At 70.5% G+C, this 20,114-nt stretch carries 15 protein-coding genes, 1 tRNA gene and 1 pseudogene; 5 read left to right on the top strand and 12 right to left on the bottom strand.

The genetic code is table 11. The annotated features are described in order from the left end of the window. Positions 1-23: 23 nt before the first annotated feature. Positions 24-1,430: a cystathionine beta-synthase gene (locus ABZ154_RS07965; RefSeq protein WP_356830106.1), complete on the bottom strand. Its 1,407-nt coding sequence runs from the start codon at positions 1,428-1,430 to the stop codon at positions 24-26. A 232-nt stretch (positions 1,431-1,662) separates the two neighbouring features. Here ABZ154_RS07965 and ABZ154_RS07960 point away from each other — a divergent pair, with 232 nt between their 5' ends. From ABZ154_RS07960 to ABZ154_RS07950, 3 genes are all read left to right on the top strand, one after another. Further along, positions 1,663-2,673: an SGNH/GDSL hydrolase family protein gene (locus ABZ154_RS07960; RefSeq protein WP_356830214.1), complete on the top strand. Its 1,011-nt coding sequence runs from the start codon at positions 1,663-1,665 to the stop codon at positions 2,671-2,673. Positions 2,674-2,862: 189 nt separating this feature from the next. Beyond that, entirely contained in the window at positions 2,863-4,083 is a 1,221-nt protein-coding gene (locus ABZ154_RS07955; RefSeq protein ID WP_151512393.1) for an acetyl-CoA C-acetyltransferase, read from the top strand. A gap of 294 nt (positions 4,084-4,377) precedes the next feature. Beyond that, entirely contained in the window at positions 4,378-5,256 is an 879-nt protein-coding gene (locus tag ABZ154_RS07950; RefSeq protein WP_237667073.1) for a hypothetical protein, read from the top strand. 68 nt (positions 5,257-5,324) lie between these two features. Here the strand turns inward: ABZ154_RS07950 and ABZ154_RS07945 are convergent, their stop codons facing one another. From ABZ154_RS07945 to ABZ154_RS07935, 3 genes are all read right to left on the bottom strand, one after another. Beyond that, entirely contained in the window at positions 5,325-5,642 is a 318-nt protein-coding gene (locus ABZ154_RS07945; RefSeq protein WP_356830104.1) for a hypothetical protein, read from the bottom strand. A 204-nt stretch (positions 5,643-5,846) separates the two neighbouring features. Beyond that, positions 5,847-6,731, bottom strand: coding sequence for a Bax inhibitor-1/YccA family protein (locus tag ABZ154_RS07940; protein WP_356830102.1), 885 nt, complete (start codon positions 6,729-6,731; stop codon positions 5,847-5,849). A gap of 195 nt (positions 6,732-6,926) precedes the next feature. Beyond that, positions 6,927-7,012: transfer RNA gene (locus ABZ154_RS07935), tRNA-Leu, on the bottom strand. Between the two features lie 553 nt (positions 7,013-7,565). Here ABZ154_RS07935 and ABZ154_RS07930 point away from each other — a divergent pair. After that, positions 7,566-8,336, top strand: coding sequence for an ABC transporter ATP-binding protein (locus ABZ154_RS07930; protein WP_356830100.1), 771 nt, complete (start codon positions 7,566-7,568; stop codon positions 8,334-8,336). Positions 8,337-8,453: 117 nt separating this feature from the next. Beyond that, positions 8,454-10,988: an FtsX-like permease family protein gene (locus ABZ154_RS07925; RefSeq protein ID WP_356830098.1), complete on the top strand. Its 2,535-nt coding sequence runs from the start codon at positions 8,454-8,456 to the stop codon at positions 10,986-10,988. 125 nt (positions 10,989-11,113) lie between these two features. On the opposite strand, the pseudogene ABZ154_RS07920 reads toward ABZ154_RS07925, so the two are convergent. From ABZ154_RS07920 to ABZ154_RS07885, 8 genes and pseudogenes are all read right to left on the bottom strand, one after another. Continuing rightward, positions 11,114-12,455 (bottom strand): annotated as a pseudogene (locus ABZ154_RS07920) (cyclopropane-fatty-acyl-phospholipid synthase family protein). A gap of 289 nt (positions 12,456-12,744) precedes the next feature. After that, the gene (locus ABZ154_RS07915) at positions 12,745-14,133 is read right to left on the bottom strand and encodes an NAD(P)/FAD-dependent oxidoreductase (protein ID WP_356830096.1); all 1,389 of its coding nucleotides are present in this window, start codon (positions 14,131-14,133) and stop codon (positions 12,745-12,747) included. 386 nt (positions 14,134-14,519) lie between these two features. Continuing rightward, complete coding sequence (locus ABZ154_RS07910; protein ID WP_356830094.1) at positions 14,520-15,515, bottom strand: arsenic resistance protein; 996 nt, start codon at positions 15,513-15,515, stop codon at positions 14,520-14,522. A gap of 67 nt (positions 15,516-15,582) precedes the next feature. Then, positions 15,583-16,536 (bottom strand): Ppx/GppA phosphatase family protein, encoded by a 954-nt coding sequence (locus ABZ154_RS07905; RefSeq protein WP_356830092.1) that lies wholly within the window; start codon positions 16,534-16,536, stop codon positions 15,583-15,585. Beyond that, positions 16,533-17,117 (bottom strand): DUF501 domain-containing protein, encoded by a 585-nt coding sequence (locus tag ABZ154_RS07900; protein ID WP_356830090.1) that lies wholly within the window; start codon positions 17,115-17,117, stop codon positions 16,533-16,535. Before ABZ154_RS07900 ends, ABZ154_RS07905 begins: the two co-directional genes overlap by 4 nt. A 65-nt stretch (positions 17,118-17,182) precedes the next feature. Continuing rightward, entirely contained in the window at positions 17,183-17,653 is a 471-nt protein-coding gene (locus tag ABZ154_RS07895) for a septum formation initiator family protein (protein ID WP_356830088.1), read from the bottom strand. 110 nt (positions 17,654-17,763) lie between these two features. Beyond that, positions 17,764-19,044: a phosphopyruvate hydratase gene (gene eno / locus ABZ154_RS07890; RefSeq protein ID WP_356830086.1), complete on the bottom strand. Its 1,281-nt coding sequence runs from the start codon at positions 19,042-19,044 to the stop codon at positions 17,764-17,766. A gap of 349 nt (positions 19,045-19,393) precedes the next feature. Further along, a complete protein-coding gene (locus ABZ154_RS07885) occupies positions 19,394-20,110 on the bottom strand; it encodes a transglycosylase family protein (protein WP_356830084.1) in 717 nt (238 codons plus the stop codon). Positions 20,111-20,114 lie beyond the last annotated feature (4 nt).

The raw sequence follows: 20,114 nt of genomic DNA, 5'->3' as shown, positions 1-20,114 counted from the left end.
TCGCGAAGCCCCGGTCCGGCCGGTCAGACCTTCGCGGACCCGGCGTCCTTCGCGAGGAACGCCAGCACGTCCTGCCTGCTCACGACGCCCTTGGGCTTGCCCTCGACCAGGACGATCGCCGCATCCGCACCATCGGCACCACTGAGCGCGGCCATCAGGTCCTCGACCGGCTCACCCGAGCCCACCTGCGGCAGCGGGGCCGACATGTGCTTCTCCAGCGGGTCGCCGAGCGAGGCGCGCTGGGTGAACAGGGCGTCCAGCAGCTGCCGCTCCACGACGGAGCCGATGACTTCGGCGGCCATCACGTCGGGGTGTCCGGCGCCCGGCTTCACGATCGGCATCTGTGAGACGCCGTACTCGCGCAGGACGTCGATCGCCTGGCCGACCGTCTCGTCCGGGTGCATGTGGACGAGGGAGGGCAGCGGGCCCTCCTTGAAGTTCAGCACCGCGCTGACCTGCGGGGAGGAGCTGGTGTCCTCCAGGAAGCCGTAGTCGGCCATCCACTCGTCGTTGAAGATCTTGCTGAGGTAGCCGCGGCCGCTGTCGGGCAGCAGCACCACCACGACGTCGTCCGGGCCGAGCCGCTTGGCGACCTCCAGGGCCCCGACGACCGCCATGCCGCAGGAGCCGCCGACGAGCAGGCCCTCCTCCTTGGCGAGGCGGCGGGTCATCTGGAAGGTGTCCTTGTCGGAGACCGCGACGATCTCGTCGGTGACGCTCGCGTCGTAGGCGGAGGGCCAGAAGTCCTCGCCGACGCCCTCGACGAGGTACGGACGGCCGGAGCCGCCGGAGTAGACCGAGCCCTCCGGGTCGGTGCCGATGACCTGGACGGCGCTGTTGCTGATCTCCTTGAGGTAGCGCCCGGTGCCGGTGATCGTGCCGCCGGTGCCGACGCCCGCGACGAAGTGGGTGATCTTCCCTTCCGTCTGCTCCCACAGCTCGGGACCGGTGGTCTCGTAGTGCGAGCGCGGGTTGTTCGGGTTGGAGTACTGGTCCGGCTTCCAGGCCCCGGGCGTCTCGGTGACGAGGCGGTCGGAGACGTTGTAGTACGAGTCCGGGTGCTCCGGGTCAACCGCGCTGGGGCAGACGACGACCTCGGCCCCGTACGCGCGCAGCACGTTGATCTTGTCCGTGGACACCTTGTCCGGGCAGACGAAGATGCACTTGTAGCCCTTCTGCTGGGCGACGATCGCGAGGCCGACGCCCGTGTTGCCGCTGGTCGGCTCGACGATGGTGCCGCCGGGCTTGAGCTCACCGCTCTGCTCGGCCGCCTCGATCATGCGCAGGGCGATGCGGTCCTTCACCGACCCGCCGGGGTTGAAGTACTCGACCTTGGCCAGGACGGTCGCCTGGATGCCTGCCGTGACGTTGCGCAGCCTCACCAGCGGGGTGTTGCCGACAAGAGTGATCAGCGAATCGTGGAATTGCACCGTGTACTCCGGGATCTCCGAGATGGTCCGGCCCAGAGTATGCGTACGAGCCGGACGATGCGTACGTACGGGCTCCGCCCCGGGAGAGGGAGGCCGAAAAAGGCGGCCGGATACGGAGCGTACGGGCCCGGAGACGCGCGGTGCGATTGGGCGGCGCACCTCACGGGGCAGGTAGGTACATGTAGGGCGGTACGGCGAGAAGGAGGTGGACCGGACTGTGTCGAGAGCAAGGGTGGCACGGCGGATCGCGGCGGGCGCGGCTTACGGCGGTGGCAGCATCGGACTGATCGGTGCGGCGGCCGTCGGCGTGTTCCTGGCGGAGGTCCAGCTCGCGAAGAGGCAGGTGGGCGGTAACACGGCACCGGTTCCGCCGAGCGCGGACGGGCGGTACGGGGTGGCGTTCGCCGGCCCGAACGATCCGTTGCGGCTCGGGATGCTCGGGGACTCGACGGCCGCGGGCCAGGGGGTGCGGCGGGCGGGGCAGACCCCGGGGGCGCTGCTCGCCTCGGGGCTGGCGGCGGTGGCCGAGCGGCCGGTGGACCTGCGGAACGTGGCCCTGCCGGGAGCGAGGTCGGACGATCTGGAGCGGCAGGTCTCCCTGCTGCTGGCGGACCCGGCCCGCACCCCGGATGTCTGCGTGATCATGATCGGGGCGAACGACGTCACCCACCGGATGCCCGCCACCCAGTCGGTGCGCTGTCTGACGACGGCCGTGCGCAGACTGCGGACGGCGGGGGCGGAAGTGGTCGTGGGGACCTGCCCGGACCTGGGCACGATCGAGCCGGTCTACCAGCCGCTGCGGTGGCTGGCCCGACGGGTGAGCAGGCAGCTGGCGGCGGCTCAGACGATCGGCTCGGTGGAGCAGGGCGGGCGCACGGTGTCGCTGGGCGACCTGCTGGGCCCGGAGTTCGCGGCGAACCCGCGTGAGCTGTTCGGGCCGGACAACTACCACCCCTCCGCCGAGGGGTACGCGACGGCGGCGATGGCGGTGCTGCCGACGCTCTGCGCGGTGCTGGGCCTGTGGCCGGAGTCGGACCGGCTGGACGGCTCGCGCCGCGAGGACATCCTCCCGGTGGCCAAGGCGGCCTCCCAGGCGGCCCGCGAGGCCGGTACGGAGGTCACGGGGGCCCGCGCGCCGTGGGCTCTCCTCAAGCACCGCAGGAGGCGGCGTCTGCCCGCCTCCACGGAAACGGAACCGGCGGCGCCCCATCCGCACCCGGACACGGCGCACGGGCACAGATAGGACGTTCCGGACCAGCCGGGCCCGGCCCTGAACGGGCCGGAGGACCCGGCAGGCCAGGGGGCTGAGCAAGCGCTTAGAAAAGAGTCCCGCATCACACGGCCTGCCGGGTGACCCCGGCGATACGCCCGGGTAGCTTCCAAGGGAGTTCCCCCCGTCCACCCTGCTTTCCAGCCCTCATGGAGCCGCGTGATGCCCGAAGCCGTGATCGTCTCTGCCGCCCGTTCGCCGATCGGCCGCGCCTTCAAGGGGTCCCTCAAGGACCTGCGCGCGGACGACCTGACCGCCACGATCATCCAGACCGCGCTGGCCAAGGTTCCCGAGCTGGACCCGAAGGACATCGACGACCTGATGCTGGGCTGCGGCCTGCCCGGGGGCGAGCAGGGCAACAACCTGGGCCGCATCATCGCTGTTCAGATGGGGATGGACCACCTTCCCGGCTGTACGGTCACCCGCTACTGCTCCTCCTCGCTGCAGACCAGCCGGATGGCGCTGCACGCGATCAAGGCGGGCGAGGGTGACGTCTTCATCTCCGCGGGCGTCGAGATGGTGTCCCGCTTCACCAAGGGCAACTCCGACAGCCTCCCGGACACGCACAACCCGCTCTTCGCCGAGGCCGAGGCCCGCACCGCCGCACGCGCCGAGGAGTCCGGCGCCGACTGGCACGACCCGCGCGAGGACGGCATCGTCCCGGACGCGTACATCTCGATGGGGCAGACGGCGGAGAACCTGGCCCGGTCCAAGGGCGTCACCCGTCAGGACATGGACGAGTTCGGCGTACGGTCGCAGAACCTCGCCGAGGAAGCCCTGAAGAACGGCTTCTGGGAGCGGGAGATCACCCCGGTCACCACCCCCGACGGCACGGTCGTCTCCAAGGACGACGGCCCGCGCGCCGGCGTCACGCTGGAGGGCGTGCAGGGCCTCAAGCCGGTCTTCCGCCCCGACGGCCTGGTCACCGCGGGCAACTGCTGCCCGCTCAACGACGGCGCAGCCGCCCTGGTGATCATGTCCGACACCAAGGCGCGCGAGCTGGGCCTGACCCCCCTGGCCCGGATCGTCTCCACCGGCGTCTCCGGCCTCTCCCCCGAGATCATGGGCTACGGCCCGGTCGAGGCCAGCAAGCAGGCGCTGAAGCGGGCCGGCCTCACCATCGGCGACATCGACCTCGCCGAGCTGAACGAGGCGTTCGCCGCCCAGGTCATCCCCTCCTACCGGGACCTCGGCCTGCCGCTGGAGAAGGTCAACGTCAACGGCGGCGCGATCGCGGTCGGCCACCCCTTCGGCATGACGGGCGCCCGCATCACCGGCACGCTGATCAACAGCCTCCAGTTCCACGACAAGCAGTGGGGCCTGGAGACGATGTGCGTGGGCGGCGGCCAGGGCATGGCGATGGTGATCGAGCGCCTGAGCTAGGACCTTGAGCTGAGCCTCCACGGCCTGGGCTTGCTCACGCGCCGCATGGCCTCCCTCACCGCGGGGTGCCCGAATCCCACCGAGCCCCGACCGTGACCGAATCTCCCCCAGGATGTGATCTGCGTCCCGGGGGAGAGTCGTTTTCCCAGGTCACAGCAGATATGGGGGTAAACCCAGGACCGAAAGACCTGTCCATTTCGTGACGTAATGCACTGACAGCCGGTACGGGTACAGGCCAAGCTGATGTAGGAAGTCGGGGGTATCGATTGAAACCGGGAGTTGTCAGTGAGCGCCATGTCATTTGCCCTGTTGCTGACCACCGCCGCTGCCACGGCCGTCGGCGCCGCCGCGCTGCATGCCGCTCACGGGCTGCGCAAGCAGGTCGCGGGCCTGCGCACGGAGCTGGCCGAGGGCCGGGCCCCCGGTGCGTCGGTGCCACCGCAGAGCCGTAGTGCCGCCACTCCCCCCGAGGAGATACGCGCGGCCGTGGCCGAGGCGCTGGCCGAGGAGCGCGAGCGCGAGCTGGCCGAGGCGCGTGCCTTCTGGGCAGCCCAGGAGGCCCGCGACGCGGCGGACGCCCCGTCCCTGCTGGGCGGGATGCCCGTGCTCGGTGAGGACGCCCCGTTCTACCTTCCGCGCCAGGCCGACTTCGCGGGCCTGGAGTCGCTGGACCTCGAATCGGCCGAGGCGATGGAGGAGCTGGCGGAGCTGAGCGAGCGGACGCTGGCGGAGCACGAGGCCGGTGAGTTCGCCGGTGAGTTCATGGACCTTCCGGAGATCGCGGACCACCCCGAGGACTCCCCCGAGCTGGCCGCGGCTCGCCGCCGCCACCCCTCGCACCCGGACTTCGTCCCCGTACAGACGCCGGTGGTCACCGACCACGAGCGCACCGTGAGCCGCCTGGAGGAGCTGGCCGACCTGGCCACCGAGCTCACCGATGTGCGGCCGGGACCGCTGGGCACGCTCGATGTGTACGTCTTCGCCGACGGCACCACGCTCTGCATGACCCCCGGCCACCGCGAGACGGCCGAGCGGCTCGCGGACGCGCTGCGGGCGGGCCGGCAGCCGGTGCTGCTGGGCGGTTCGGGTGTCTCCGGCGCCTACGCGCTGACCTTCTCCTGCGGCGAGGACAACGTCTACATCCTGGCGGACCGCGTCATCGCCTCGTTCTGACCTGCGCCTCGTTCCGAGCTGCGCCTCGTTCCGACCGGACCGTCACGGTCTCCCGGGCGCGGGCCCGGCTACGCGAACGCCCGCGCCGCCGCTTCCTCCACGTACCGCACGGCCTCGTCCAGCTCCCCGGGCGGGGCCGTCATCAGTGCCACGGCCAGATCCCGCCCGGCGACGGCGAGTTGGTCGCCCACGGCGAACATCCCCGCGTCCGGCAGCACCCGCGGCTCCGTTCCGGGGCTCTCGAAGCGCTGGGAGCGTACGGCGAGTTCGCGGGCGGCGGCCAGCGCCTCGGCGGCCGCACCGCGCTGGAGGCGGCTCTGCGGGGCGGAGCGCAGCCGGTCGGCGAAACGGTCCACGGCCAGGATCAGAGGCGTCGTATCGAGCACGCGCACGACCCTACGCGCCCCTTCCGCATGGTTGCCAACGGCCGGACGCTCGGGCACGGTGCCGGGACGGAACAGCAACGCGCACCGCGTCGGAGTCGCAGGCCGCTCCGCCCGTGACACCCCGCACACGGAAGGGCCCGCAGGCATCGCGCCTGCGGGCCCTTCCGTGGTGCTTCCCAGCTCACCTCACCGGTGCGTCACCGGTCAGTCGTCGCCGCTGAGGATGGCGACCAGGCGCAGCATCTCGATGTAGATCCACACCAGGGTCACGGTGAGGCCGAAGGCGGCCAGCCACGCCTCCTCGCGCGGAGCGCCGTACGCGATGCCGTCCTCGACCTGCTTGAAGTTGAGGGCGAGAATGCACGCGCCGATCACGATGGCCACGATGCCGAAGACGACACCGAGGGCGCCGCTGCGGAAGCCGAGGCCGTCGCCGCCGCCGAACACTGCGAACAGCAGGTTGACCATCATCAGCAGCATGAAGCCGATGGCGGCGGCCATCACGAAGCCGTAGAAACGGCGCGTGACCCGGATCAGACCGGTGCGGTAGGCGATCAGCACACCGGCGAAGACCGCCATCGTGCCGAGCACCGCCTGCATCGCGGCGCCGGGGGCGACGTAGACACTGACGATGTTGCTGACGATGCCGAGGAAGACACCCTCGAACGCCGCGTACGTCAAGATCAGCGGCGGCGAGGGCCGGCGCTTGAACGAGTTCACCAGCGACAGCACGAAGCCGATGATCGCGGCACCGATGGCAACGCCGATGGCGGTGCTGACGTTCGCCTGGTCGACCGGCATGACCCACCAGGCGATGGCGGCGGCCACGACGACCAGACCGAGCGTCATCGCCGTACGCGTCACCACGTCGTCGATGGTCATCGCGTCGGTGCGCGCCGGCGCCGGAGCACCGGGCTGGGTGCCCTGCTGGGCGTAGGGGTTGGTGGCGTACGGGTTTGCGGCGGTGCCCTGCGCGAACGGGTTGGCCCCCGTCGCGGCGGCCCCGGCCTGCGGCGCCGCGTTGAAGCCCGCGTGGCCGTTGTCGCGGCTGAACCCCCGTCGCGAGAAGACCGGGTTGCTGCTCCTCATCTCACTCCTCCATGGCCACACTGCGCGGCCTTGCGACAAGAGTAATGGGTAGGCAAAAGAAGCACCCGATGCCGGAGGAGGATCTTTGTCACCGTCGTCCGCAGGTGACGGCGAGGCCTGTGCGGGCAGGATCCGGAGATCTGTCCGCTCAGGGGCTACGGGGAGGACCGTCCGGGTCACGCTCCGTACTGTGCGTGGTGCCCGGAGCCGGACTCGAACCGGCACGCCCCCGAGGGGCAGCGAGGTTTAAGCTCGCCGTGTCTACGTTCCACCATCCGGGCGTGCCGCGCGGCTCCGCGTTGGCAACTGACCCTATCCGGGGGCGTCCCCCGATCAGCGGAACAGTGGCGCGATGTTGTCCTATTTTATTGACCGCTTGAGGGACCGTCAGCACTTTCGCGCGGCCTCACCACGCGCCCGCACCGGATCCCGGCCGACAGGACCCCCTGCGGGATTGACGGAAAGTCGCCGCACTCGTACGGCCCAATGCGCCAGGTGCGCGCCATGCCTCGCCAGGGGGTGCGCCACCCTCGGGATCCGGGGCGTCGGGAGCGGCCCCCGTTCTGGGTGCGGGGACGTCATCGCCGCCGGAGGGCAGCGGTCACCCTGAGTCACAGGGCCGCCCCTCGGAGGAAGCGTCGGGGTCGGTGTCATACCCGAGGAGGACGGCTTCACCCTTGTGATGCGACTCAAGAGGGCCACGGGAACGGGCATCGGGAGTGACGACTCGGGGCGATCGGGACGTGACGATGGAGTAGTCCCCAAGGCACCGCCGTCAGCGCGGGCCGCGTCACCCCCGTATGCATCCGCATCACCCGAACCAGGAGCGTCCCTGTGACCACCACTCCCACCGTTCACCGCGCCACCGCGGTGGCTGCCCGCGCCACGGAGCTGTCGAAGGTCTACGGCGAGGGGGAGACACAGGTCGTCGCCCTGGACCGGGTGACCGTGGACTTCCCGCAGGGAGAGTTCACGGCGATCATGGGCCCCTCGGGCTCCGGCAAGTCGACGCTGATGCACTGCGTGGCCGGTCTCGACAGCTTCAGCAGCGGTTCGGTGCGCATCGGCGACACCGAGCTGTCCACGCTGAAGGACAAGCAGCTCACGCAGTTGCGCCGGGACAAGATCGGCTTCATCTTCCAGGCCTTCAACCTGCTGCCGACACTCACCGCGCTGGAGAACATCACCCTGCCGATGGACATCGCGGGCCGGAAGCCCGACGCCGCGTGGCTCCAGAAGGTCATCGACATGGTGGGGCTCTCGGACCGGCTGAAGCACCGGCCCACCGAGCTCTCCGGCGGCCAGCAGCAGCGTGTCGCCGTGGCCCGTGCCCTGGCCTCGCAGCCCGCGATCATCTTCGGTGACGAGCCGACCGGAAACCTGGACTCCCGCTCCGGCGCCGAGGTCCTGGGCTTCCTGCGCAACTCGGTGCGCGAGCTGGGCCAGACCGTGGTGATGGTGACCCACGACCCGGTGGCCGCCTCCTACGCGGACCGGGTGATCTTCCTCGCGGACGGCGCGGTCGTCGACCAGATGATGCACCCGACCGCCGACGGGGTCCTCGACCGGATGAAGGCGTTCGACGCGAAGGGCCGCACGAGCTGACGCCGGTGGCGGGTCAGAACGGCCGCCGCACCAGCTGACGCGAGCGGCCCGCAGCGCCCAGGCCCCGCTATCCGCGTCCCCGTCCCCCTTCCGGAACCCATCCCAGGACACTCAGACATGTTCCGTACCGCCCTGCGCAATGTGCTCGCGCACAAGGCCAGGCTGCTGATGACCGTGCTCGCCGTCATGCTCGGCGTAGCGTTCGTCTCCGGCACCCTCGTCTTCACCGACACCCTCGGCAACGCCTTCCGCAACCAGTCCGCCAAGAGCTACGACGACGTCGCCGTCGCCGTGGAGACCTACGCCGGCGGGCGCGACGACAAGACCCCCGGCCTCGACGCCGCCACCCTGGACAAGATCCGCGACGTGGACGGCGTGGCCTCCGTGACCGGCCGGGTCAACGGCTTCGCCGGTGTCGCCGACCCGGACGGCAAGCTGATCGGCAACGGCTGGTCCAACACCGGTGCCAACTTCGCCCCCGGCAAGGACGGCAAGGACGGCGCGTACGACTTCACCCAGGGCAGCGGCCCGGTGAAGAACGGCCAGATAGCCCTCGACAAGGACACCGCGGCCAAGGGCAAGTACCGCGTCGGCGACCCGGTGCGGGTCGCCACCAACGGCCCGGTGAAGGAGTACACCCTCTCCGGTGTCTTCACCACCGAGGACGGCGCGGTCAACGCGGGCGGCAGCCTGGTGCTGTTCGACACCGCGACCGCCCAGAAGCTCTATCTGAAGCCCGGCGTCTTCCAGAACGCCACCGTGAGCGCCGCCGCCGGCGCCTCCGACCGGAAGCTGCTGGACGCCATCACGCCGCTGCTGCCGGAGGAGGCCACCGCGCAGACCGGCAAGGCGCTCGCGGACGAGCAGGCACGGCAGATCGAGTCGGGCCTCAGCAGCCTCAACGCCATGCTGCTGGCCTTCGCGGGCATCGCCCTCTTCGTCGGCGTCTTCCTCATCGCCAACACCTTCACCATGCTGGTCGCCCAGCGCACCCGTGAGCTGGCCCTGATGCGGGCCATCGGCGCCTCCCGCCGCCAGATCAAGCGCTCGGTGCTGGTCGAGGCCGGCGTCGTAGGAACGCTCGCCTCCGTCATCGGCTTCGCCCTCGGTCTGGGCCTCGCCACCGGGCTGCGCTCCGCGATGGGCCTCCTCGGCGGCAAGATCCCGGCCGGACCGCTGGTCGTCTCGCCCACCGCGGTCGGCTCCGCCTTCGCCGTCGGCATCCTGATCACCGTCCTGGCCGCCTGGCTGCCCGCCCGCCGGGCCGCGAAGATCGCCCCGGTCGCGGCGATGAGCAGCGTGCACGCCACCGCCTCCGTCAAGTCCCTGGTCGTACGGAACTCGATCGGCGGCGTCATCGCCCTCCTGGGCGCGGTGGGGATCGTCGGCGGTGCGGCGACCGGCGGGGAGAGCGGCCGGTACATGGTCGCGGCCGGTGCCTTCCTCGCCCTGATCGGCGTCATCATCCTGATCCCGCTGCTCTCCCGCCCGGTCATCGCCCTCGTGCGGCCGTCGATCACCAAGCTGTTCGGCGTCTCCGGGAAGCTGGCCTCGCAGAACGCGGTCCGCAACCCCCGGCGTACCGGAGCCACCGCCTCCGCTCTGGCGATCGGGCTGACCCTGGTCACCGGCATCTCGGTGCTCGGCGTCACCCTCGGCCAGGCCATCGACAAGATGACCACGGACAACATCAAGGCCGACTACATGGTCTCGATGGCCAGTGGCGACTCCCTCGACGAGTCGGCGCTCACCGCCCTGTCGAAGGCGGACGGCGTCTCCGCGCTCTCCCCTCAGCAGTCGACGTACTTCGAGATCGACGGGGAGTACCAGTCCGCCTCCGGCGTCACCCCGGGCGATGTGGAGAAGGTCTTCTCGCTGGACACCGTCTCCGGCTCGCTCGCCTCGCTGAAGGAGGGCCAGGTCGCCGTCGGCTCCAAGGCGGCCGAGTCGAACGGCTGGAAGACCGGCGACACCCTCCCGGTGACGTTCGACGACGAGAAGAAGGGCAAGCTGACGATCGGGGCGGTCTACAAGGAGAACGAGTTCCTGCAGACTTTTGTGATCCCGAAGGAGCTCGCCGACCGGCACAGCGCCGCCTCGCGCCCCGAGATCCGCGAGATCTGGATCAAGACGGACGGCGGCGCGAGCAAGGCCAACGAGCAGTCCATCGTGGACGCGCTCGGCGACAACCCGGCGATGAGCGTCATGGACCGGCAGGACATCCGTGACATGTTCGGCGGCTTCGTGAACACCGCGCTGAACATCATGTACGGGCTGCTCGCCATGGCCCTGCTGATCGCGGTCCTCGGGGTCGTCAACACCCTCGCGATGTCGGTCTTCGAGCGCCAGCAGGAGATCGGCATGCTGCGGGCGATCGGGCTCGACCGGGGCAAGGTCAAGCGCATGATCCGCCTGGAGGCCGTCGTCATCTCGGTCTTCGGCGCGGTGATCGGGGTCGGCCTCGGCGTCTTCCTCGGCTGGGCGATCGGCCAGACCCTGGCCGCCGACATCCCCGGCTACGCCCTGGTCATCCCGTGGGACCGCCTCGCGCTCTTCCTGGTCCTGGCCGGTCTGGTGGGCGTCCTCGCCTCGCTGTGGCCCGCCCGCAGCGCCGCGAAGCTCAACATGCTGACGGCGATCAAGACCGAGTAGCCGGAGCTCCCGGGGACCGGGACGGGACAGGGACGACGAGGGGCCGGTGCACCGCTGGAAGGCGGAGCACCGGCCCCTCGCCCGTACCGGAGGCGTACGCATGCGGTCAGCTCAGGGACGTACGGTCAGCCGTCCGCCTCCTCCGTCCAGGCACGGGTGCGCAGCGGCAGCCGGGAGCCGCCGCCCTCCAGCGGGCGCACCGCGAGGATCTGGTTGACGCCGATCTTGTTGTGCTCGAAGGAGAGCGCGGATGCGGCCATGTAGAGCCGCCAGACCCTGGCCCGGCCCGGGGACGTGGCGCGTACCGCCTGCTCCCAGTGGCGCTCCAGGTTGGCCACCCAGCGGCGCAGGGTCAGCGCGTAGTGCTCGCGGATGGCCTCCACGTCCCGGGCCTCGAACCCGGCCTCCTCCAGGGTGGTCAGGGTGCGGCCGAGGGGGGCGAGTTCGCCGTCGGGGAAGACGTAGGAGTCGATGAACGCGTCGATGCGGTAAGCGTCCTCGTCCCTCTCGGGGCGACGGGCGATCTGGTGGTTCAGCAGGCGTCCGCCGGGCTTGAGGAGCGCGTAGAGGTCCTCGGCGTACTCGCGGTAGCGTACCGAGCCGACGTGCTCGGCCATCCCGATCGAGGAGATCGCGTCGTACGGTCCGGGTGGGGTACCCCCTGTTCGAGCGGAGCCGAGAGCTCGGGGAAGGACGTCCCGGTAGTCCTGGACGCGGATCTCGATCCGGTCGGCCAGCCCCTCCTCGGCGATGCGCTTGCGGGCGTGGGTGGCCTGTTCCTGGGAGAGGGTGATGCCGGTGACGTGCGCCCCGTACGCCCGGGCCGCGTGGATGGCCATGGAACCCCAGCCGCAGCCGACGTCCAGGAGGCGGTCGCCCTCCTTCAGGGCGAGCTTGCGGCAGACCAGGTCGAGCTTGTCGCGCTGGGCGTCCTCCAGGGTCCCGCCGTCCTGCCAGTAGGCACAGGAGTAGACCATGGACGGGCCTAGGACCAGGGCGTAGAAGTCGTTGCCCACGTCGTAGTGGTGGCTGATGGCCTCCCTGTCGCGCCGCTTGGTGTGCAGCGGGCCGGTGCGGCGGCGGACCTCCTCGGCGGGCGGGGCGGGCGGCGGCCAGGGGCCGGCCAGCCGGAGGAGGCCGGCCGCGAAGGCGCGGACGGCGGGGTCGCGGACCGGGTGGACGGCGTCCTTGGCGTCGGCGCCCCGGTCCCACAGGAGCCCGGCGATCCGGTCGAGCGCCTCGTACAGATCGCCCTCGACATCGATCTCCCCGGCCACCCAGGCGCGGGCCAGACCCAGTTCGCCGGGCTTCCACAGGAGTCTGCGCAGGGCGCGGCGGTGGCGGATCACGAGGACGGGGGCGCCGGGCGGACCCGCTTCGCTGCCGTCCCAGGCGGACGCGGACCGGTAGGGGTTCCGAGAGCAGCTCTTCGGCAAGAGCGGTCAGCCGCGATGCGACGCGTGCCATGGCGCACACCTCCGTGGTGGTGTTCCCGACGAACACAACAAGCCCGATGCGTACGTACGTGCCCAGAGTCCCGCCGTGGCAGGGACCGGTGCCACGACGAGGTACTTCTGTGTCAACTCTCCCTCCACGCTCCGTCATCCCGCTACCGGGCAACGAAAGGGCAAAACGCGCGCCCGCCCGCGGTGGACACGGCCACGGATACGCCGAAGGGGCCGTCCGCACCACGGATGGCGGACGGCCCCTTCGGGCGTCGTACGGTGCGCTCCTCGCGGAGCGCTTCACCGGGAGGTCAGGAGGCCTTGGCCTTCTCGCCCTCGGACTTGGCGGCCACGGCCGGAGCCGGGGCCGGCTTGGCGGCCTCGTAGAACTCCTCGCGCGGCGTCTCCATGGCGCCGAGCGAGACGACCTCGCGCTTCAGGAAGACCGCGAGCGTCCAGTCGGCGAAGATCCGGATCTTACGGTTCCAGGTCGGCATCGCCATGCCGTGGTAGCCGCGGTGCATGTACCAGGCGAGACGGCCCTTGAGCTTGATCTTCACCTTGCCCATGACGATCATCGCGACGCCCTTGTGCAGGCCGAGACCGGCGACCGCACCCTTGTTGGCGTGGCTGTACTCCTTCTGCGGAAAGCCCCGCATGCCGGAGATCACGTTGTCGCCGAGGACCTTCGCCTGACGCAGCGCGTGCTGGGCGTTGGGCGGGCACCAGGCGTTCGGGTTGCCGGCGCGGCGGCCGATCATGTCCGGCACCTGGGCGTTGTCGCCCGCGGCCCAGATGTAGTCGGTGCCCTGCACCTGGAGCTTCTCGGAGGTGTCCACGTGACCGCGGGGGCCGAGCGGCAGACCGAAGCGGGCGAGCGCCGGGTTCGGCTTCACACCGGCGGTCCACACGATGGTGCTGGAGTCGACCTCCAGGCCGTTCTTGAGCATCACGTGGCCGTCGACGCAGGAGTCCATGGAGGTGGAGAGGTAGACCTCCACGCCGCGGCTCTCCAGGTGCTCCTTGCCGTAGGCGCCCAGCTTCGGGCCGACCTCGGGAAGGATCTTGTCGGCGGCGTCGACCAGGATGAAGCGCATGTCCTCGCGCTTCACGTTGGTGTAGTACTTCGCCGCGTCGCGGGCCATGTCCTCGACCTCGCCGATGGTCTCCGCGCCGGCGAAGCCGCCGCCCACGAAGACGAACGTGAGCGCCTTGCGGCGGACGTCCTCATCGGTAGTGGAATCAGCCTTGTCCAGCTGCTCCAGGACGTGGTTGCGCAGGCCGATGGCCTCCTCGATGCCCTTCATGCCGATGCCCTGCTCGGCGAGGCCGGGGATCGGGAAGGTACGGGAGACCGCGCCCATCGCGATGACCAGGTAGTCGAAGGGCAGCTCGTAGGCCTCGCCGACGAGCGGCGCGACCGTGGCGACCTTGCGGTCCTGGTCGATGGTCGTGACACGACCGGTGAGAACCTCAGCCTTGGGCAGCACGCGTCGCAGCGGGACGACGACATGCCGAGGCGAGATGCTGCCTGCGGCAGCTTCGGGGAGGAAGGGCTGGTACGTCATGTACGACCGCGGGTCGACGACCGTGACGGTCGCCTCTCCGTATCGCATCTTCTTCAGAATGCGACGAGCTGCGTACAGGCCTACGTACCCACCGCCTACAACGAGGATCCTGGGACGCTCCGTGGTGCTCATGCCATCGAGTATCCACCTCGTCCCGGAGGGGTGCTCGTGAGCCCCTTCACAAGGATTCACCCACCCTCTGCTACACTTCGCCGCCCACGTGACCCAGGTCATGACCCCGCACGGGAACCGCAACACCCCGGGAAACGTTCCCGACCGCCTGTGAGCTGGCCCTTGGCCCTCCAGGAGTGCCGCATCGGCACCACTCTCCACGCCAGCGCAGCACCCCCGGAACGCGCCCGTACGCCTTTCACGAGGCCCCTCGAATGGCCCGGGCGGCCCTTGCGGACCCGAACTTCACCCAACAGGGCCGAAATCCTTGTGAAGAAGTTCACGAACTTCGTGGCGGCGCGTCCCTGGAAGGGCCCCCGAGCGGATGACCAGGGCCGTGACAGGGCTCAGAAGTGCACCTGACGCTGCGGCTGAGCGGGCAGGAGGCGGGGCACGGCCCGGACGTAGAGCACCATGCCGACGACCTCGACGAGGGTCTGTGCGACCACGACTACGGCGGCGATCGCGTACCGGTCGGGGAGGGACAACGCCAGGGGAAGCACCACCAGGGAGTTACGGGTCGCCCCACTGAAGACCACCGCCCGCCCGCCGGGCACGTCCAGCCGGAAGAGCAGGGCCACCGCCTTCCCTGCGAAGGCCAGCACCACCAGGAACGCCGCGTAGAAGGGGACGACCGCAGCGACGTCGGTGAGGTTCCCGCCCACCTTCGGCACCTGGGAGGCGACGACGACCAGCAGGGTCGCGGCCATCAGCGGGATCATCGCCGTGGTCGCCGCGTCCGACACCTTCCGCCCGCTCTCCCGCCGCCCCGCCCAGGCCTGCAGCCCCCAGGCCAGCGCGAGCGGGATGACGATCAGGAAGGCGAACGCCTCCAGGAACGGCCCAACCTCCACGATGCCGGCGAGCCCGGCGCCGAGGAACACGTACAGGAACCCCGGCAGCAGCACCATCTGCGCGACCAGCAGGACCGGCGTCACGGCGAGCAGCCGGCGGGCCGAGCCCCCGGCGAGACCGCTGAAGACGATCACGTAGTCGACGCACGGGCAGAGCAGCACGAGCAGCACGCCCAGGCGCACCGCCCGGTCGGCGGGCAGGAACGTGAACAGCGCGGCGACGACGAGCGGCACCACGACGAAGTTCACCACCAGCGCGGCGGAGAGGAAGCGCCCGTCGCGCAGCGAGCGCAGCAGCTCGGCCGCCGGGACCTGAAGGAAGGTCACGAACAGCAGCGCGCCCAGGACGGGGTTGATCAGGTGCTCGAGCCCCGGCCCGGCGGAGGGGGCAGCGAGACCGAGGAGGGCGCCCAGGGCCATCGCGACGAGATGGATGGCGACCTGGCGGTGTTCCATCTTCTCGACGGCCCCGCTCGGTGCGTCGGTCATGTCGTGCGACCCCATGGGCTGTTACGCGGCGCTCCAGGCGATCCCGTCCAGGATGTCGTCCGAAGCGCTACTGAGGTTCCTCTGCCGCATTCCAGGCGATCCCGTCCAGGATGTCGTGCTCGCTGACGACGACCTCGTGCGCGCCCGTCCGCTCCATCACGGCGAGCAGGACGAGGGCGCCCGCCGCGATCACGTCGACCCGGCCCGGGTGCATCACGGGGATCGCGGCGCGCTCCTCGTGGGTCGACTGGAGGAGGTGCTCCGTGATCGCGCGGACCTGGCCGCGGGAGACCCGGGAGTGGTGGATGGCCTCGGAGTCGTACTCCTCCAGCTCCAGCGCGATCCCGGCGATCGTGGTGACCGTGCCCGCCAGGCCGACGAGCGTGGCCGCCTCGGTGAGCTGCACGGTTCCCGCGGCCACGTCGAGGGCGGCGTCGATGTCCGCGCGGATCGCGGCGACCCGCTCGTGGGTGGGCGGGTCCACCACGGCCCCGTCCGCGACCAGGTGACGCTCGGTCATGCGCACGCAGCCGATGTCCACGGAACGGGCCGCGTCCACCTCGTCCGAGCCGAGCACGAACTCGGTGGAACCGCCGCCGATGTCGACGACCAGATACGGCTTCGCCAGGTGGTCGCCGCCGGCCAGCTCCCTGGTGGCCCCGTCGAAGGAGAGCTGCGCCTCCTGGTCGCCGGTGATCACCTCGGGCTCCACGCCCAGGATGTCCCGGACGCCGGAGACGAACTCCTCGCTGTTCTCGGCGTCGCGGGAGGCGGAGGTGGCCACGAAGCGGACGCGTTCTGCGCGCAGCTCCTCGATCACCGTGGCGTACTCGCGGCAGGCCGCGAAGGTGCGCTCCAGCGCCTCGGGGGCGAGCCGGCCGGTCCTGTCGACGCCCTGGCCGAGGCGGACGATCGTCATCCGCCGGTCCAGCTGGGTGAAGGAGCCGGTGGCGGGGTCCGCGTCGGCGACGAGGAGCCGGATGGAGTTCGTACCGCAGTCGACGGCGGCGACCCTGGTCATGCGCCCTGCCCTTCCGTGGAGCCGTCGAGGGGGCGTGCGGTGAAGTGGCCGCCCTCGCTCGCCTCGGTGCACGGCGTGACGCACGCGCCCTTGGCCCACCACTCCGGCAGCATCGCGATGGCCTCGTCGCCCAGCGGGTTCACCCCGGGCCCGGCGGCCAGCGAGTGGCCGACCAGGACGTGCAGGCACTTCACCCGGTCCGGCATGCCGCCGGCGCTCGGGAAGCCCTCCAGGACCTCGATGGCGTCGCGGCGGGTGATGTAGTCCTCGTGCGCGGCCCGGTAGGCGGCGGCCAGCTCCGGGTCGGTCTCCAGACGGGCCGTCATCTCCTTCATGACCCCGTTCGCCTCCAGCGTGCCGATCGCCGAGGCCGCCCGGGGGCAGGTCAGGTAGTACGTCGTCGGGAACGGCGTGCCGTCCTCCAGACGGGGCTGGGTCTCCACCACGTCCGGGTTGCCGCACGGGCAGCGGTGCGCGATGGCGCGCAGGCCGCGCGGCGGACGGCCGAGCTGCTGCTCGAACGCGGCGATGTCCGCGTCGGTGGGCTTGGTGGACTCGGTCTGCGGAGGGGGCGTTTCCATGCCTGCCTTGGTTCTGCTCGAAAGCTCGTCGGAGGGAAGGGAAAGGTCGTCGGAGAGAAGGGGCGTCAGTCGCGGTCGGCGCTGTCCACGCCGTCCCAGACGTTCGAGTGCCAGGGGCGGTGGTTCGCGCCCGGCTCCCCGCGGCGGTCCTCGCCCGCGTCGGGGTCGGCCACGGTGTAGCCGGTCTCCCCGGGAAGTACGTAATGAAGGTGCTGGCGGGCCAGGCGCATGATGTAGGCGTCGTCCTGGAGCCGCGCCTTCTCGTCCCGCAGCTCCTCGGTGCGCTGCGCCGCCTGGCGCGAGAGCCGCTCCTGCTCGGCGATCTCGTCGCGCTGGGAGACGTACTGACGCATCGGGTAGGCGAGCGCGACCACCAGGGAGCAGACCACCAGCGCCAGGAACGCGGCCCGGCCGGTGAGCCGGGAGCGGCGGGCCTGGCGGCGGTTCTGGGAGCGGTACACGCGGGCCGCGGTCTGCTCGCCGAGCAGTCGCAGCCTGGTCGCGGTGGAGAACCGGTCGCGGTCCTTCCCGGCCATGTCTCCCGCCTCCCCGTTACGCACGTCCGTCCCCGCACACGGTACGGGACCGGGTGCGGGGACGGGCGGAGGCTACCGTCTCGGGGCTGCGGGTCAGCCCTGAGAAGGGATCAGCCCTTGAAGCGCGGGAAGGCGGAACGGCCCGCGTACACCGCGGCGTCGTCGAGGATCTCCTCGATGCGCAGCAGCTGGTTGTACTTGGCGACGCGGTCCGAGCGGGCCGGGGCGCCGGTCTTGATCTGGCCGCAGTTCACGGCGACGGCGAGGTCGGCGATGGTGACGTCCTCGGTCTCACCGGAGCGGTGCGACATCATGCACTTGAAGCCGTTGCGCTGGGCCAGCTCGACGGCGTCGAGGGTCTCGGTCAGCGAACCGATCTGGTTGACCTTGACGAGCAGGGCGTTGGCGGAGCCCTCCTCGATGCCGCGGGCCAGGCGCTCCGGGTTGGTGACGAAGAGGTCGTCGCCGACGATCTGGACCTTGGCGCCCAGGCGGTCGGTGATGACCTTCCAGCCGGCCCAGTCGTCCTCGTACAGCGGGTCCTCGATGGAGACCAGCGGGTACGCGGAGACGAGCTCCTCGTAGTACTCGGTCATCTCGGCGGCCGAGCGGGACTTGCCCTCGAACTCGTAGACGCCGTCCTTGTAGAACTCGGACGCGGCGACGTCGAGCGCGAGCCCGATGTCGCGGCCCGGGACGTAACCGGCCTCCTTGATGGCCTCGACGATGAGGTCCAGGGCGGCGCGGTTGGACTCCAGGTTCGGGGCGAAGCCGCCCTCGTCGCCGAGTCCGGTGGACAGGCCCTTGGTCTTGAGGACCTTCTTCAGCGTGTGGTAGACCTCCGCGCCCCAGCGCAGGGCCTCGGAGAAGGACTCCGCGCCGATCGGGGCGATCATGAACTCCTGGATGTCCACGTTGGAGTCGGCGTGCGAGCCGCCGTTCAGGATGTTCATCATCGGAACGGGCAGCAGGTGCGCGTTCGGGCCGCCGAGGTAGCGGAAGAGCGGCAGGTCGGACGCCTCGGATGCGGCGTGCGCGACGGCGAGCGAGACACCGAGGATGGCGTTCGCGCCGAGCGAGGCCTTGTTCTCGGTGGCGTCCAGGTCGAACATCGCCTGGTCGATGAGGCGCTGCTCGGTGGCGTCGTACCCGACGAGCTCCGGGCCGATCTGCTCGATGACGGCGAGGACGGCCTTCTCCACGCCCTTGCCCATGTAGCGGTTGGGGTCACCGTCGCGAAGCTCGATGGCCTCGAACGCACCGGTGGAGGCGCCGGACGGAACGGCAGCACGGCCCGTGCTGCCGTCGTCGAGGCCAACCTCGACCTCGACCGTGGGGTTGCCCCGGGAGTCGAGGATTTCCCTGGCTACGACGACGTCGATGGACGGCACGAGGCATCTCCTTCTGGGATATGACGCTGGTTGTGCAGGGTCACTGTGGCCTTGCGACACGAGCCTAACCGGCCCGGCCGTGTCAGTCGGCCGACCGCCCGTCTCCTGGGACGAAAAAGGACCCAAGGGTCAGCATCACGGGACAAATCTCTAGAAATCTACTAGGCAGTAACAAGTGTTGACGACAAGAGGTGAACGCATCCCCCCCTCGCATCCCCCTCGCGCGGCTCGCCTCCCTCCCACGGAAAGACCCCGGCCCGGCACGCACGGGGGAGAGCGCGCCGGGCCGGGGAGCCGTGCGAGGGAGGGTGCCGCCGGACCCCCTCCCTCCGGGGAGGAGAGGCGGCTGTTACTTCAGGTGGAGCTGCTGACCCGGGAAGATCAGGTCCGCGTCCTTGACGATGTCGTCGTTGAGCTTGAAGAGCTTGCTCCAGCCGCCCTTGACGCCTTCCTTCTGAGCGATCTTGCTCAGGGTGTCGCCGGGCTCGACCTTGTACTCGCCGTCGCCCTTCTGGACCTTCTCACCGGTCGGGGTGGTGACGGTCTTCTTGGAGCTCTCGGCCTTGGGGGCGGCCGGGGCGGTGCGCTGCTCGCTGCGCGTGGTGGGCTGCTCGGCCTTGCGCTCGGGCTGCGCCTTCTCGGGCTTGCTCGCGGACTGGCCGGAGCCGGTGTTCACGCCCGGGTCCACACCGTCGTTGGTGAGGCCGCCGGCGCCGGCGCAGGCCCAGGCACCCGGACCCTGCATGTCGAGGAGCTTCTCGGCGGTGGCGATCTGCTGGTCCTTGGAGGCCAGGTCGGCACGGGAGGCGTACTGCGTACCGCCGGCGGCGGCCCAGCTCGACTGCGAGAACTGCAGCCCGCCGTAGTAGCCGTTGCCGGTGTTGATGGACCAGTTGCCGCCCGACTCGCACTGGGCGACGGCGTCCCAGGTCTCGACGGAGGCGGCGGAAGCGTTGGTCGCGCCCATCAGCGGGACGGCGACGGCGGCACCGGTGATGCCCGCGAGGGTGGCGAAACGGACGGTCTTCGAGGGGCGGCGGTGCTTGCCCTTGCTGTTAAGCAGCATGGAA

Origin of the sequence: Streptomyces sp. NPDC006261 (assembly GCF_040613515.1) — a bacterium.
Taxonomy (GTDB): domain Bacteria; phylum Actinomycetota; class Actinomycetes; order Streptomycetales; family Streptomycetaceae; genus Streptomyces.
This window is presented reverse-complemented; position numbering and strand designations above follow the sequence as displayed.